This window comes from Planococcus sp. APC 3906, from assembly GCF_030407685.1.
Classification (GTDB): Bacteria; Bacillota; Bacilli; order Bacillales_A; family Planococcaceae; genus Planococcus; species Planococcus koreensis.
Genome location: NZ_JASDCW010000015.1, coordinates 1 through 14,471, shown reverse-complemented (window position 1 = coordinate 14,471; position 14,471 = coordinate 1). Strand labels below are relative to the sequence as shown.

12 protein-coding genes, 1 pseudogene and 1 other annotated feature are annotated in these 14,471 nt (G+C 49.4%); of the genes and pseudogenes, 7 read left to right on the top strand and 6 right to left on the bottom strand.

The features are described from left to right. The first annotated feature begins 80 nt into the window (after positions 1–80). The gene (locus tag QMA09_RS10065; protein ID WP_290213024.1) at positions 81–1,346 is read left to right on the top strand and encodes a BaiN/RdsA family NAD(P)/FAD-dependent oxidoreductase; all 1,266 of its coding nucleotides are present in this window, start codon (positions 81–83) and stop codon (positions 1,344–1,346) included. Positions 1,347–1,668: 322 nt separating this feature from the next. Here the strand turns inward: QMA09_RS10065 and leuS are convergent, their stop codons facing one another. The 3 genes from leuS to QMA09_RS10050 form a co-directional block, all read right to left on the bottom strand. Next, positions 1,669–4,080 carry a leucine--tRNA ligase gene (gene leuS, locus QMA09_RS10060; RefSeq protein WP_290213023.1) on the bottom strand — a complete coding sequence of 804 codons (2,412 nt, stop codon included), beginning with the start codon at positions 4,078–4,080 and terminating at the stop codon, positions 1,669–1,671. Positions 4,081–4,157: 77 nt separating this feature from the next. Then, positions 4,158–4,364 (bottom strand) — a binding site (T-box leader). 45 nt (positions 4,365–4,409) lie between these two features. Continuing rightward, positions 4,410–5,063, bottom strand: a complete 654-nt coding sequence (locus tag QMA09_RS10055; RefSeq protein WP_135500364.1) for a 3-oxoacid CoA-transferase subunit B — start codon at positions 5,061–5,063, stop codon at positions 4,410–4,412. A gap of 22 nt (positions 5,064–5,085) precedes the next feature. Next, positions 5,086–5,772: a CoA transferase subunit A gene (locus tag QMA09_RS10050; RefSeq protein ID WP_290213022.1), complete on the bottom strand. Its 687-nt coding sequence runs from the start codon at positions 5,770–5,772 to the stop codon at positions 5,086–5,088. Positions 5,773–5,953: 181 nt separating this feature from the next. Between QMA09_RS10050 and mnmL the strand changes: the two genes are divergently transcribed. From mnmL to QMA09_RS10030, 4 genes are all read left to right on the top strand, one after another. After that, on the top strand, positions 5,954–6,907 hold the full coding sequence (mnmL, locus tag QMA09_RS10045) for a tRNA modification radical SAM protein MnmL/YtqA (protein WP_290213021.1): 954 nt from the start codon (positions 5,954–5,956) through the stop codon (positions 6,905–6,907). Beyond that, positions 6,904–7,470: a tRNA 5-(aminomethyl)-2-thiouridylate-methyltransferase MnmM gene (gene mnmM / locus QMA09_RS10040; protein ID WP_290213020.1), complete on the top strand. Its 567-nt coding sequence runs from the start codon at positions 6,904–6,906 to the stop codon at positions 7,468–7,470. Before mnmL ends, mnmM begins: the two co-directional genes overlap by 4 nt. A gap of 81 nt (positions 7,471–7,551) precedes the next feature. Beyond that, positions 7,552–7,974, top strand: coding sequence for a DUF948 domain-containing protein (locus QMA09_RS10035; protein WP_290213019.1), 423 nt, complete (start codon positions 7,552–7,554; stop codon positions 7,972–7,974). Positions 7,975–8,293: 319 nt separating this feature from the next. Then, a complete protein-coding gene (locus QMA09_RS10030) occupies positions 8,294–9,652 on the top strand; it encodes an IS1182 family transposase (RefSeq protein WP_290213018.1) in 1,359 nt (452 codons plus the stop codon). Between the two features lie 163 nt (positions 9,653–9,815). Here QMA09_RS10030 and QMA09_RS10025 read toward each other — a convergent pair. Next, a pseudogene (locus QMA09_RS10025) lies at positions 9,816–10,596 on the bottom strand (SDR family oxidoreductase). Between the two features lie 209 nt (positions 10,597–10,805). On the opposite strand from QMA09_RS10025, the gene QMA09_RS10020 reads away from it, so the two are divergent. Beyond that, positions 10,806–11,852: a hemolysin family protein gene (locus tag QMA09_RS10020; protein ID WP_290213017.1), complete on the top strand. Its 1,047-nt coding sequence runs from the start codon at positions 10,806–10,808 to the stop codon at positions 11,850–11,852. Positions 11,853–11,944: 92 nt separating this feature from the next. Here the strand turns inward: QMA09_RS10020 and QMA09_RS10015 are convergent, their stop codons facing one another. Together QMA09_RS10015 and QMA09_RS10010 are read right to left on the bottom strand one after the other, a co-directional pair. Then, positions 11,945–12,958, bottom strand: a complete 1,014-nt coding sequence (locus QMA09_RS10015; protein WP_290213016.1) for an LLM class flavin-dependent oxidoreductase — start codon at positions 12,956–12,958, stop codon at positions 11,945–11,947. A 21-nt stretch (positions 12,959–12,979) separates the two neighbouring features. Further along, complete coding sequence (locus QMA09_RS10010; RefSeq protein ID WP_158290555.1) at positions 12,980–13,780, bottom strand: alpha/beta hydrolase; 801 nt, start codon at positions 13,778–13,780, stop codon at positions 12,980–12,982. Between the two features lie 92 nt (positions 13,781–13,872). On the opposite strand from QMA09_RS10010, the gene QMA09_RS10005 reads away from it, so the two are divergent. Next, the gene (locus QMA09_RS10005) at positions 13,873–14,388 is read left to right on the top strand and encodes a gamma carbonic anhydrase (protein ID WP_135500356.1); all 516 of its coding nucleotides are present in this window, start codon (positions 13,873–13,875) and stop codon (positions 14,386–14,388) included. Positions 14,389–14,471: the final 83 nt, after the last annotated feature.

The window sequence follows — 14,471 nt, the reverse complement described above, 5'->3', positions numbered from 1 at the left end:
AGAAAAGCGGAAGCGCCTGTTCAGCTCGAAGAGGCGCTGGAGTCTGGACACTAATAAAAACGAAAGCGAGTTCTTAAATTATGTATGACGTAATAATCATCGGCGGCGGACCATCAGGATTGATGGCTTCGATCGCCGCGGCTTCTAACGGCCAACAGGTTTTATTGATTGAAAAAGGCAAAAAGCTCGGCAAGAAACTGATCATCTCCGGCGGCGGCCGCTGCAATGTTACGAACCGCCTGCCATTGGAAGAAATCGTCAAGCACATTCCCGGAAACGGCCGATTCCTTTACAGCCCGTTTTCCGTGTTCAATAACGAAGACATCATCAACTTTTTCGAAGGGCTCGGCGTAGCGCTGAAAGAAGAAGACCATGGCCGCATGTTCCCCGTTTCCGACCGGGCGCAAGATGTTGCGGAGGCAATGTTCAAGGAAATGGACCGCCTCAATGTCAAAGTGATGCTCGATTCCCCGGTCAAGAAGCTATTGATGACCGACGAGAAAATCACCGGCGTGCGGCTTCATTCCGGCGAAGAATTCACCGCGAAAGCCGTTGTCGTCGCAGTCGGCGGCAAAGCGGTGCCGCAGACCGGTTCGACCGGCGACGGCTATCCATGGGCGCAAAAAGCGGGCCACACGGTGACCGATTTATATCCGACGGAAGTTCCGCTGTTGTCAAAAGAGCCGTTCATCGTCAGCCGTGAATTGCAGGGTCTTGCCCTGCGCGACGCCGCTGTTTCCGTGTACAATAAAAAAGGAAAAGTGCTCGTCACCCATCAGATGGACATGCTGTTTACCCATTTCGGCCTCAGCGGTCCGGCTGTGCTGCGCTGCAGCCAGTACGTCGTCAAGGAAATGAAGAAAAACGGCGGACTTCCGGTGGAAATGCGCATCAATACGCTGCCGGGTGAAAATGCCGAATCGGCGTTCCAAATGCTCTTGAAGATGATGAAAGAAGAGCCGAAAAAAGCCGTCAAGAATGTCTGGAAAAGCATCACCCAGGAACGCTGGCTGCTATTCCTGCTCGAGCGCGCTGGAATAGATCCGCAAGCGGTTGGTGCCGAGCTCGCGAGCGACAAAGTTCGCGTGCTGGCCCAGCAATTGACTGCATTCTCGATGTTAGTCAACGGCAGCCAACCGATTGAAAAAGCATTCGTCACTGGCGGCGGCGTCTCCATCAAGGAAATCGAGCCAAAAACGATGGCTTCGCGCAAAAAGCCCGGACTTTATTTCTGCGGTGAAATCCTGGATATCCACGGCTACACCGGCGGCTATAACATCACCTCCGCTTTGGTGACCGGCAACGTCGCCGGCCAAAGCGCAGCCGCATTTTCAAAAACACATTAATGTTATGCCCGGCCGTCCGCTATTGCGGGCGGCTTTTCTAATAGGACCGCAATTGTTGATGAAAAGATGCCGATTTTTGATTTGTTTGCAGAATACGGAGTTTGTTTGCAGAATCTGCCGATTTGTTTGCAGAATAAATCATTTGCTTGCAGTATCCGCGATTTACTTGGAGAATCCACCGGTTTACTTGCAGCAAATCGAAAACACTTGCAGTATCTTCATTTTACTTGCAGCATTCCCTGCTTAACTTGCAGCAAACAGCCGTTTACTTGCAGCAGCACAAAAAAGCCTGTCCGACGCCGGACAGGCTTTTCTATATAAATTATGAAATGACGACGTTGACCAATTTCCCTGGAATCGCAATCACTTTGCGGACTTGTTTGCCTTCCGCAGCTTTCACGATTGCCTCATCAGCTAACGCTGCTGCTTCCAATTGTTCTTTGGTTGAATCTTTTGCGACAACGATTTTCGTGCGCACTTTGCCGTTCACTTGCACAACGACTTCGACTTCGTCCTCGATCATTTTCGACTCGTCGAATTCCGGCCAAACGGCGTACGTGATGGTTTCTGCGTGCCCTAATTTCTCCCATAGCTCTTCAGCTACATGAGGCGCGATCGGCGACAGCAATTTCACAAAGCCTTCGACATATTCTTTCGGAATCGAATCGGCTTTATAGCCTTCATTGATAAAGACCATCATTTGCGAAATGGCCGTATTGAAGCGCAAGCCTTCGAAATCCTCGGTCACTTTTTTAACGGTTTGGTGATAGACTTTTTCCATCTTGCCGTCGTTTGCATCGGTGACTTTCGGGCTCAATGTACCTTCTTCGATCAACAAGCGCCAGACGCGGTCCAAGAAGCGGCGCGCGCCGTCCAAACCGTTCGTCGACCAGGCGATTGATGCCTCAAGCGGCCCCATGAACATTTCGTACAAGCGCAGCGTATCCGCGCCGTGGCTTTCGATGATCTGGTCCGGGTTGACGACATTGCCTTTCGATTTCGACATTTTCTCGTTGCCTTCGCCCAAAATCATCCCTTGGTTAAATAATTTCTGGAACGGCTCTTTCGTCGATACTACGCCGATGTCGTAAAGCACTTTATGCCAGAAGCGTGCATACAATAAATGCAATACCGCGTGCTCCGCGCCGCCGATGTAGACATCGACCGGCAGCCAGTGTTTCAATAATTCCGGATCCGCCAACGCTTCTTCGTTGTTCGGATCGATGTAGCGCAAATAATACCAGCAGCTTCCTGCCCATTGCGGCATCGTGTTCGTTTCGCGGCGGCCTTTCATGCCCGTTTCCGGATGCACGACGTTGACCCATTCCGTGATGTTGGCAAGCGGTGATTCGCCTGTACCGCTCGGTTTGATATCTGTCGTCACCGGCAGCATCAATGGCAAGTCTTTTTCATCGACCGGCGTCATCGTGCCGTCTTCCCAATGGATGATCGGAATCGGCTCACCCCAATAGCGCTGGCGGCTGAACAGCCAATCGCGCAAGCGGTACGTGATTTTCTTCTCGCCGGCACCGTGTTCTTCCAGCCATGAAATCGCGCGCTCAATCGCCTCTTTTTTGTTCAAGCCGTTCAAGAAATCGGAATTGACCAGCTCGCCGTCGCCTGCGTATGCTTCCGTCGAAATATCCCCGCCTGAAACAACTTCAACAATCGGCAAATCGAATTGCTTCGCGAATTCGTAATCGCGTTCGTCGTGTGCCGGAACTGCCATAATGGCACCAGTTCCGTAAGTTGCCAGTACGTAATCAGCGATCCAGATCGGCATTTTTTCGCCGCTGACCGGGTTGACTGCGTAAGAGCCGGTGAAAACACCCGATTTCGATTTCGCCAGATCTGTGCGCTCCAAGTCGCTCTTCGTTTTCACGTCGTCGATGTATTTTTCGACTGCTTCTTTTTGCTCAGCCGCTGTAATCGACGCCACCAATTTATGTTCCGGTGCCAAGACAGCATACGTTGCCCCGAAAATCGTATCCGGACGCGTTGTAAATGCGCGGAATGAATGCTCCATGCCGTCAACTTTGAATTCAAGTTCTGCGCCTTCGGATTTGCCGATCCAGTTGCGCTGCATGTCTTTCAAGCTTTCCGGCCAGTCCAAATCGTTCAAGTCTTCCAGCAAACGGTCTGCGTATTCGGTGATGCGCAGCACCCATTGGCGCATCGGACGGCGTTCAACCGGATGGCCGCCGCGCTCGGACAAACCGTCGATCACTTCTTCGTTGGCAAGCACTGTGCCAAGTGCCGGGCACCAGTTCACTGCCACTTCGTCGACATACGCTAAGCCTTTATTGTACAGCTGGGTGAAAATCCACTGCGTCCATTTATAATATTTCGGGTCCGTTGTATTCACTTCGCGGTCCCAGTCGTACGAGAAGCCAAGTTCCTGGATCTGGCGCTTGAACGTCGCGATGTTTTTCGCCGTGAATTCAGCCGGGTCGTTGCCCGTGTCGAGTGCGTATTGTTCAGCAGGCAACCCGAAAGCGTCCCAGCCCATCGGATGCAAAACGTCGAAGCCTTGCATGCGTTTCTGGCGGCTTAAAATATCCGTAGCCGTGTAGCCTTCTGGATGCCCGACGTGCAAGCCGGCTCCTGATGGATAAGGGAACATATCCAACGCGTAGAATTTCGGTTTCGAAAAATCCGTTTCCATTTTGAACGTCTTATTGTCTTCCCAATGTTTCTGCCATTTCTTCTCGATTTCCTTGTGCTTGAATGTCATTTCCAGTTCCTCCTCGAATTAAAAACGAAAACAGCTCAGGCACCTGCGGCAAAAAATAAAAACTCCCGTCCCTTGGAATAAGGGACGGGAGTTTTCCCGCGGTGCCACCCAAATTAGCGGTTTCCCGCTCAACTTGACTCCTTAACGCGGAAAACGGTGCGGCCTACTTGGTTTCGGCTGCACAGACTCTAAGGCGAGTTCAATTGTTTTTGACACCGGCTCGCACCTGCCGCCGGCTCTCTGTCGACAAAAAACAATTTACTGATCCTCTTCACTGTCAAAAGCTATTAAAGTTAATTTTAGCGGACACACCGTTTTTTGGCAATAGCTTACGATACTTTCACGTTATCTGTATTCAACGGCGCATCGGTAGAGTCGATGATGTCCTGGACAGTGAAGCCTTCAAACACTTCGATCAGCACCAAGCCGTTTTCCGTCACTTCCATCACTGCACGCTCCGTGATGATTTTGTTGACGACGCCTTTGCCCGTCAACGGCAGCTCGCATTGTTTCTTGATCTTGGAAGAACCGTCTTTCGCCACATGGTCCATGATGACGATGACTTTCTTCGCGCCGTGCACCAAGTCCATCGCGCCGCCCATGCCTTTGATCATTTTCCCTGGAATCATCCAGTTGGCCAAATCGCCGTTCTCAGCCACTTCCATGCCGCCTAAAATCGCGACATCAATATGGCCGCCGCGGATCATCGCGAACGATTCCGCGCTGGTGAAATACGCCGCGCCCGGAATTGCCGTGACCGTTTCTTTCCCTGCATTGATCAAATCAGGGTCCACCTGGTCTTCTGTCGGGTATGGGCCGATGCCAAGCAAACCGTTTTCCGATTGCAGCACAACGCTTTTATTGTCAGAAATGAAATTGGCTACCAATGTCGGCATGCCGATTCCGAGGTTGACATAGTCTCCGTCTTTGATTTCCTGCTCCGCGCGGCGGGCAATGCGTTCTCTCACTAAATTCTTATCCACAGTCTTCCCGTCCTTTCTATATCTATCGAGTTGTCAGGCGTTCGATGCGTTTTTCCTGTTTCGCTTGCAGCAAGCCTTGGACGTAAATGCTTGGCGTCTGAACGTGGTTCGGATCGATGTCGCCCGTTTCCACGATTTCTTCCACTTCCGCAATGGTGATTTTCCCTGCAGCTGCAGCGAGCGGGTTGAAGTTCTGTGCCGTTTTGTTGTAGACGAGATTCCCCATCTTATCGGCTTTATGCGCGCGCACTAAAGCGAAATCCGCTTTCAACGCATGTTCAAGGACATATTCCTTGCCGTCGAATTCGCGGATTTCCTTGCCTTCCGCAATCATCGTGCCAACGCCGGCTGGTGTGAAAAATGCCGGAATTCCAGCGCCGCCTGCACGCATTTTTTCAGCCAATGTGCCTTGCGGCGTCAATTCCACTTCGATTTCGCCGGATAATACTTGGCGCTCGAATTCTTTGTTTTCGCCGACATACGAGCCGATCATTTTCTTGATTTGTTTATTTTTCAATAACAGGCCTAAGCCCCATTCATCGACGCCACAATTATTGGAGATTACAGTAAGTTCTTTAATCCCTTTATCTACTAACGCCAAGATCAATTGCTCGGGGATTCCTACCAATCCAAAACCGCCGACCATGATTGTCGCGCCGTCTTGAATTTGGGCAACTGCTTCTTTCGCAGATCCATATATCGGTTTCATTTCAAGTGGCCTCCATTCTTCTATGTACAGAATTTTTTAAATTAAAGCGCTTTCCTTTTTAATTTAAACAAACTCCTCCACAAAACGCAATATCTAAGAAATGCGAATAGCGCCATTGCGGCATGCCATTGCCGCGTCTTTTCGGGCCGTGATACAATAACCGCAGAGGAGTTGTTAGACAATGGATGATCTTTTGCCTTTTTCTTCCGACGGCAAACGTTATTATACGTGGAACCGCCATTTGCGGGACCATTTTGGCTTCAAGGTCATGAAAATTGCTTTGGACGCGGGCTTTGACTGCCCGAATCGTGACGGTACCGTGGCTTTTGGCGGCTGCACATTCTGCAGCGTGGCCGGCTCCGGCGATTTTGCCGGCGACCGCGTCGACCCGATCGATGTGCAATTCGAGAAAGTCAAAACGACGATGCACCGCAAATGGAAAGATGCGAAATACATGGCTTATTTTCAAGCCTATACGAATACCCACGCGCCGCTCGCAGTCATCAAGGAAAAATTCGAAGCCGCTTTGGCACAGGAAAATGTCATCGGCCTGAGCATTGCAACCCGTCCCGACTGTTTGCCCGACGACGTGGTCGACTATTTGGCGGAGCTGAATGAACGCACATATTTATGGATCGAGCTCGGCTTGCAGACAGTCCATGAAAAGACTGCGCTATTGGTCAACCGTGCGCATGACTTTGCGCTTTATCAAGAAGGCGTCGAGAAATTGCGGAAACGCGGCATCCGCGTCTGCACGCATATCATCAACGGCTTGCCGCTTGAAGACCGCGGCATGATGATGGAAACCGCGCGCGAAGTCGCGAAACTGGATGTCCAAGGCATCAAAATCCATCTGCTTCATTTATTGAAAGGCACACCAATGGTCAAGCAATACGAAAAAGGCATGCTTGAATTTCTTGGTAAAGAGGAATACATCCGCCTTGTTGCTGACCAATTGGAGATATTGCCGCCAGAGATGGTCGTCCAGCGCATTACGGGAGATGGGCCGATCGATTTGATGATCGGGCCGATGTGGAGCGTCAATAAATGGGACGTCTTGAACGGCATCGATAAGGAACTTGCTGAACGCGGTAGCTGGCAAGGAAAACATTTCAAGGAGCGTGTGAAATCATGACATTGCAGCGCGTCCTGCCTTTCACTAAAAACTTATTGCAGCAAGTGGTATCAGCCGGCGATTCGGCAATCGACGCAACAGCCGGCAACGGCCACGACACCCTTTTCCTGGCGCAGCTCACCGGCCCTTCCGGTAAAGTATATGCCTTCGATATCCAACAGGAAGCAATCGACGCGACGCGCGAGCGTGTCGCAGATTACCCGAATGTCGAGCTGTTCCACGCTAGCCACGCGGAAATTTCGGCGCGTGTCCACGAGCCGATTGCTGCAGCCGTTTTCAATCTCGGCTATTTGCCGAAAGGCGACCACAGCATCATCACGAAATCCGACAGTACGCTGCAAGCAATCGAGCAATGCTTGGAATTGCTGAAGGAAAACGGCCTGGTGCTGATCGTCATTTATTCCGGCCACGAAGGCGGCAGCGAAGAGCGCGATGCCGTCATGGATTTCGTCCGCGCTTTGCCCCAGATTTCTTATGACGTCATGCGGTATGAATTTATCAACCAGCAGCATTCCCCTCCTTTTTTGGTCGCCATCGAGAAAAAGCGGTCAAAGAACGCATGATTGCTCTTCTCGCATGTTAATGCGGTGTGCAAAACGGGTATAAGATATCCAATACGCCAATAATATGAAGGAGGAAACAAAATGGAACCAGCAATGTATCTGTACATAGCATTAGCACTCGTCGTAATTGGATTGATCGTCGCAGGAATCGGGGTTTTCCTTTTGATCAAAGGAATGAAGGAACCGGTGAAAGAAATTAAAGGTTCCGCCAACAACTTGAAAGAGCGGATGGATAAGCTCAACCTGGAAACGACGAGCTTGCAGCACCGGACAAACGAAATAAAAGAAGACATGAACATGAAATCCGAAAAAGTCGGTTTTACAGTTGATGCATTAAAAGGCACAAAGAATTCAGTCGTTGACTTGAACGCATCGGTTCATGCCATCACTACGAACATCGCTACCAAGGTTGACCATGACAAACGCAACGCTGCTCAAGTCGACCAGTGGAGCAGCCAAGCAGTTGGCCTGATCGATATGGTGAAAAACCGCAAAACTTCGTAACAGCAAACGGTTTTCCAAGCGAAAACTCAAAACGAATCGAAAAAGGCAGCCTCAATGGCTGCCTTTCAGACTGTAGACAAACTCGAGTCACTCGAGTGGTCTACAGTTTTTTTGTGGCATGAAGTCGATTAACCGCTACGGTCGCTCTGGGGATGGCTCCCGCAAAAAGCCAGGAAGAGCACCTGTCTTCTTGCTTCGCCTACCCCGTTGACGCGCCTTCGCTTTGTTTCTTTTTAAGTGGAGGGAGTAGGAAAAAATCCTCTTCCAATCGGTCGGAATGCGGTTAAAATAAAAGCATAAAAACCGTGAGGTGATGAACATGATGACAAAACACAGTCCGATTCATCGAAATCAATTGGAGACCGTAACCCTGGACCAGCTGATCCCACCGAACCATCTGGTTCGCAAAATGGAAGCCGCCCTCGACTTTTCGTTCATCTACGACATCGTGAAAGACACGTATTCCGAGATCGGTCGCCCAAGCATCGACCCTGTTATCCTCATTAAATTGACGTTCATCCAATATACCTTCGGCATCCGTTCCATGCGTAAGACCATCGAAGAAGTGGAAACCAACATGGCCTATCGTTGGTTCCTTGGATTTGGCTTCCACGATAAAGTGCCGCATTTCTCCACATTCGGCAAGAATTACGAACGGCGCTTCAAAAACACGGACCTGTTTGAACAGATTTTCTACCGCATCCTGAAAACTGCAGCGGACAAGAAATTGATTAGTCCGGGACATGTCTTTATCGATTCCACCCATGTCAAAGCGAGTGCCAATAAACGGAAGTTTGAAAAGAAAGTGGTTCGTAAAGAAACCCGGGCTTATCAGGAACAGCTTCAAGAGGAGATCAACCAAGACCGGATCGATCATGGGAAAAACCCATTCCCACCCGATAAGTTCGATAAGGTGGAGGAAAAGGAAATCAAAGAAAGCAAGACAGATCCCGAAAGTGGCTATTACGTCAAAGATGAACGGACGAAACAGTTTGCCTATTCCTTTCACGCCGCTGCCGATCGCAACGGTTTTGTGGTCGGTTCCTGTGTGACGCCAGGAAATGTCCACGACAGCCAAGTCTTGGAGTCACTCCTTTCGGAACTGATCGAGAAGGTTATGAAACCCTCCGCTGTCGCAGCTGACGCCGCCTACAAAACACCGGCGATTGCCCGTTACCTGATCGGTAAAGACATGATGCCCGCGTTACCTTATACACGTCCGCGGACAAAAAAAGGATTCTTCCGGAAAAGCGATTATCTCTATGACGAGTTGCACGATCATTATCTGTGCCCAGATGGGCAAGTTTTGGCTTATTCCACCACCAATAAAGAGGGGTACCGGGAATACAAATCCCGTCCAGCGATTTGCGTCAACTGTACACTTTTGACCCAGTGTACGGAAAGCAAGAACCACCAGAAGGTGGTCAATCGGCATGTGTGGCAAGCGTATCTGGAAGAAGTGGAGCGCCTTCGCCACCTCGACGAAGTCAAAGCCATTTACAAAAGGCGGAAGGAAACGATTGAGCGGGTTTTCGCTGATGCAAAGGAAAAGCATGGCATGCGTTGGACAACGCTCCGAGGTCTGAAGAAATTGTCCATGCAGGCGATGCTTACATTTGCTTGCATGAATTTAAAAAAGATGGCCAACTGGACATGGAAAGAGCCGATATTAGGTTAATCGGGTAAACGCTAAAAGGTCTACTCCGCCGTTAAAGCCGATATTCTGAAAAAACAAAGGGGTTTTGGAATGAACTCATTCCAAAACCCCTTTTGTCTACACTCTGAAAGGCAGCCTCAATGGCTGCCTTTTTCTTTTGCTTGAACCATTAAGTGGAAGCATTTTATCCCCTCATAAAGCCCCCTTCGGAATGGATGATTTGACCCGTGATCCATTCCGCATCTTCGCTGGCGAGAAATTTCACAAGCTTCGCAGCATCCCGCGGCTGGCCGAGCCTGCCTGTCGGGAATTTCGTTTCCAAAAAGCGTTTTGTTTCCCCAGTTGCCCATCCGGTATCGGTCGGACCCGGGTTCACCGCATTGACCGTGATGCCGAGCGGCGCAACTTCAGCAGATAATGTAATGGTCAATGCATCAATCGCACCTTTTGTCGCCGCATAAGCCAGCTCTCCAGCCATTGGGCCTTGAAACTGGCCTGAGGTCATATTGATGATTCTGCCCCCTTCTTTTTTTCTTGAAACGCTGTGCAAATCCCGCACTCAGCAAAGCCGTTGCCCGGACGTTCACCTGGTAATGGCGGTCTAATTCGGTTGCCGTCAAACTGGCATAATCGGTAGCTGTCGAATACGCAGCGTTATTGACCAAAATGTCTGGTTCTCCGAATTCAGCTGAAACCCGGTCCAATAAAAGATCCACAAAATCGATTTGAGCCAAGTCCACTTCCAGGCTCGACACCTTAACGCCTGATGCCGTGAGTTCCTCTTGCAGCTTTTGGGGTTCTTCTGCACCTACACCCCACGGCATGCTCCTGTCGTATTCTGTCCAATAGGTAAAAAAGAGATGGCAGCCGCTTTCTGCCAATTCCCGGCAAATAGCGGCTCCGATGCCATTCAACCGGCTGGCTCCCGTGACAATTGCGATTTTAGCGTTGCTTTGTTGTTTAATTTTGGCCACTTTAACGCCCCCTTCTTCTTAGCACCCTTTTCTTAAGCGCTGGGATGCAGAATGCTTTTGTTGAGAAAATCATAAATTCAACTCTTTTTTTAATAAATTACAGGAACACTCTTCTATTCTGCGCATAATGCTAAATGATTTTCAACTTGCTTAAAATCGGGAATGGAAGAAGACAATTCCAATTGCAAGGAGATGTGCGGATGGGAATCGAACTGGCTATATTAATCTTATTGGTTTTGCTGAATGCTTTTTTTGCCGCTTCCGAAATTGCTTTGATTTCATTGAATGACAATAAAGTCATTAAAATGGCTGCAGAAGGCAACCTAAAAGCTGACATGATCGCTAAATTATTATCAGAACCAAGCCGATTTCTCGCCACAATCCAACTCGGCATCACATTTGCAGGATTTATGGCGAGCGCTTTAGCCGCCGATAGTTTTTCAAGTGATATGTCGATATGGCTCTTTGGCATTGGAATCCCAGGCAGCATGCAATTGCTCGAAACGGTGTCTTTGGTCGGCATCACGATAATTCTTTCTTATTTCACTTTGGTTTTCGGTGAATTGGTGCCGAAGCGACTAGCGATGCAGCGGGCAGAAACTGTATCTATGGCTGCAATCTGGCCGCTCTATCTATTGTCCAAAACTGCTGCACCTTTCGTAAAACTATTATCTTGGTCGACCAATACGATTCTCCGGTTATTCGGCGTCGACCTCCATAAAAAAGAGGAAGAAGAGATAGAAGAAGAAATCCGCATGCTGCTGGCAGAAGGCATCGGAATGGGCAGCATCCAGGAAATGGAACAGCTTTTGATCACTAATGTATTTGAATTCAATAATAAAACTGTCGCTGAAATCATGGTTCCTTTACAAGATTTGGTTGTAATATCAAAAGATCAAAGCTTGGAAGAAATCAGCCAAATCATGAAAGAACAGCGCTTTTCACGTTTCCCTGTTTACGAAAGCGACGTCAACCACATCATCGGCACTTTGCATGTCAAAGATTTATTCCGCTATAAGGAGCAGCCGGCATTGGGGCCTTTCGATATCCAAAAAATCATCCAGCCGCCTTATTTTGCGCACGAATTTCAGAAACTCGATGCATTATTCAAGAATATGCAAAAGGCCAATGTCCACTCTGCCATCATAATCGGATCAGACGAAAAAGTTTCAGGAATGGTTACACTCGAAGATTTGCTGGAAGAATTGGTTGGCGATATCAAAAATGAATTTGAAAAAAAACAATGACCACTTCCTTCGCAGCATTCGTTTTATAAAGAGCATTTCAGCGAGGCTGTCTGCCTTTTTTCTTTCTGCTTGGCAAAAAAACGCCAGACGAATCAACCCGTCTGGCGTTTTCTCATTTCTTCTGCAATCAGTTTATAAGAAGTCAGTTTATCTTTGAAATCATAAGTAATAGTTACTAGCATCACTTCATCTGCTGCATATCCCGCAGCCAGCTCTTCCAGCGCATCCACTACCTGAACCGGATCGCCAACAATCATACGCTTGCGGTTTTCCTCGACAAGTAATTTCTCGAATTTCGAATAATTGTACGCCAACGCTTTTTCCGGCGCTGGCGTCCCTGATAGCGGTTTGCTTTGAGCGCCGAATGCCAATGCCATATCCATCGAAGAAGCAACCCGCTCCGCCTGTTCTTCAGTTTCCTGGCAGACTGCGAAAATAGCGACGCCTTGATAAGGTTTGCTTCCATTGAATGGCGCAAAGCGCTCGCGGTACGAGCGCGCGAAACTTTGTCCGCCTTCGCCATTGATGAATTGGGCGAACATATAAGGCAGCCCTTTTTCCGCTGCCAATAACGCGGAATCTTGTCCGGACCCCAATATCCAAATAGGCGGTGCGTTGTCCGTCACGGGTGTCGCTTTCATGCCGTAATACGGATGGTCTTCCGGTATCGCATCGTCCAGGTACATCCGCAATTCATCGATTTGTTCAGGGAAACGGCTCGCGTCCCGCGCTTTGCCGTCATTCAAAGCGTAGCTAGCGCGCGGCATTCCGCCCGGCGCCCGGCCCATTCCGGCATCGATCCGCTCCGGGTACAACGCCTCCAGAAGCTTGAAATTTTCTGCGACTTTAAACGCTGAATAATGCGGCAGCATGACGCCGCCAGAACCCAGCCGGATGGTTTTCGTTACCGCTCCGAGATGAGCAATCAGCACTTCCGGGCTCGAGCCTGCCAATGTAGCCGCGTCGTGATGCTCGGAAACCCAAAAGCGCGTATAGCCACATTCCTCTGCATGGCGCGCAAGTTCCGCCGTATTTTTCAACGCTTCCTGCGGCGTACTGCCTTCTGCTATAGGTGACTGATCTAAAATACTGAATTTCAATGCCACATTATTCCTCCTTGCTTAGGGTTAATTCACAACATAGCCGACCAAACGCAATGCATCTTTGACAAATGAATGGTTTGCGGCGAATATTTCTTCCCGCTGCTGCTCCAAAAACAAGTCGTGGCTGCAGCCGGTCCATTCTTTGTAGCTGAAATGTCCAAGCTGGCGGTCATGCAGCCAGCGCTTGGCATAACTTTTATCTGCAACTCTGTCATTTCCTGCAGTCTGGACCATGACCGGGATATCCGGAAAATGCCTTTTCGCAGAAATGGATTTTTTCATATAAGCATGCAGTTCGCGGTACCAGCCCATCGTCACAACTGTGCGGTAAAAAGGGTCGCCGCTTTCGGATTCGATCGATTCCGGATTGCTCGTTAAGTCTTCGATTTTCAAAGCGTGGTCAATGCGGAGGCTGCCCAAGTTGGAAAAGGCAGACGTCAAGACAGAAGGAGTTTTCAGCAAGTGGAGCCATGGCGAACTCAATACCACTCCAGCTATAGGAAAAGCCTTGCCGCTCAAAACATTCATCGCGATTGTCGCTCCGAGGCCGTGGCCTAAAACAAAGACCGGCAGCTCATTTTCTAAAGCAACCGCAATCGCCTGCTCCACTGATTTTTCGTAATCGCTGAAAGCTTCGTTATGCGGCTTGCTGCCGGGAATTCCGCGGCCATGCCCAGGCAGGTCCCCCATGATGACATGGAATCCGGAAGCCCGCCATTGTTCAATCAGCCACGCATATTTCATGTGGTGCTCATACGCACTATGTACAAGGACCATGACCGCTTTCGCCGGTCCTTCCGCTTCCCATTTCCACAAATCCATCATCCCCTTATCTTCATATGAACGCCAATATTTTGACCTTTGCATCGAATTTGATAGGATTAAAGATAGCTACTAACTTATTTGGAGGTTTTCCCATGATTTATCCGTTCCACGGCAAACAGCCGAACATCCACCCTTCCGTCTTCATCGCGGATTTCGCGACGGTTACCGGTGACGTCACCATCGGCGCAGAATCTTCCGTATGGTTCAATACCGTCATCCGCGGCGATGTCGCACCGACCATCATTGGCAATAAAACCAATATCCAGGATCTCTGCGTTTTGCATCAAAGCCCAGACAACCCGCTGATTTTAGAGGATAATGTCACGATTGGCCACCAGGTCACCTTGCACAGCTGCAAAATCCGCAAAGGCGCGCTTGTCGGCATGGGTTCGATCATCCTTGACGGCGCAGAAGTTGGCGAAGGTGCATTTATCGGAGCGGGAAGCCTCGTGCCGCCCGGAAAAGTCATCCCGCCTGGCATGCTCGCACTTGGCCGCCCAGCAAAAGTTGTCCGTGAACTAACTGTCGAAGATAAAACGGACATGGAGCGGATCGTCCGCGAATATGCGGAAAAAGGCGCTTATTACAAATCGCTGCAAGAAAAATAAAAAGATTTTCGAGCCGGCCAAAAGCCGGCTTTTTTTATGCTGAGTATTTTCATGGCATGCAAATAGATTGATACCCATTATTT

Excerpts from the sequence above, each read along its gene's own strand:
- QMA09_RS10065 (WP_290213024.1), top strand. The coding sequence starts at position 81 with ATGTATGACGTAATAATCATCGGCGGCGGACCATCAGGATTGATGGCT.
- leuS (WP_290213023.1), bottom strand. The coding sequence starts at position 4,080 with ATGACATTCAAGCACAAGGAAATCGAGAAGAAATGGCAGAAACATTGG.
- QMA09_RS10050 (WP_290213022.1), bottom strand. The coding sequence starts at position 5,772 with ATGAAACCGATATATGGATCTGCGAAAGAAGCAGTTGCCCAAATTCAA.
- mnmL (WP_290213021.1), top strand. The coding sequence starts at position 5,954 with ATGGATGATCTTTTGCCTTTTTCTTCCGACGGCAAACGTTATTATACG.
- mnmM (WP_290213020.1), top strand. The coding sequence starts at position 6,904 with ATGACATTGCAGCGCGTCCTGCCTTTCACTAAAAACTTATTGCAGCAA.
- QMA09_RS10035 (WP_290213019.1), top strand. The coding sequence starts at position 7,552 with ATGGAACCAGCAATGTATCTGTACATAGCATTAGCACTCGTCGTAATT.
- QMA09_RS10030 (WP_290213018.1), top strand. The coding sequence starts at position 8,294 with ATGATGACAAAACACAGTCCGATTCATCGAAATCAATTGGAGACCGTA.
- QMA09_RS10020 (WP_290213017.1), top strand. The coding sequence starts at position 10,806 with ATGGGAATCGAACTGGCTATATTAATCTTATTGGTTTTGCTGAATGCT.
- QMA09_RS10010 (WP_158290555.1), bottom strand. The coding sequence starts at position 13,780 with ATGATGGATTTGTGGAAATGGGAAGCGGAAGGACCGGCGAAAGCGGTC.
- QMA09_RS10005 (WP_135500356.1), top strand. The coding sequence starts at position 13,873 with ATGATTTATCCGTTCCACGGCAAACAGCCGAACATCCACCCTTCCGTC.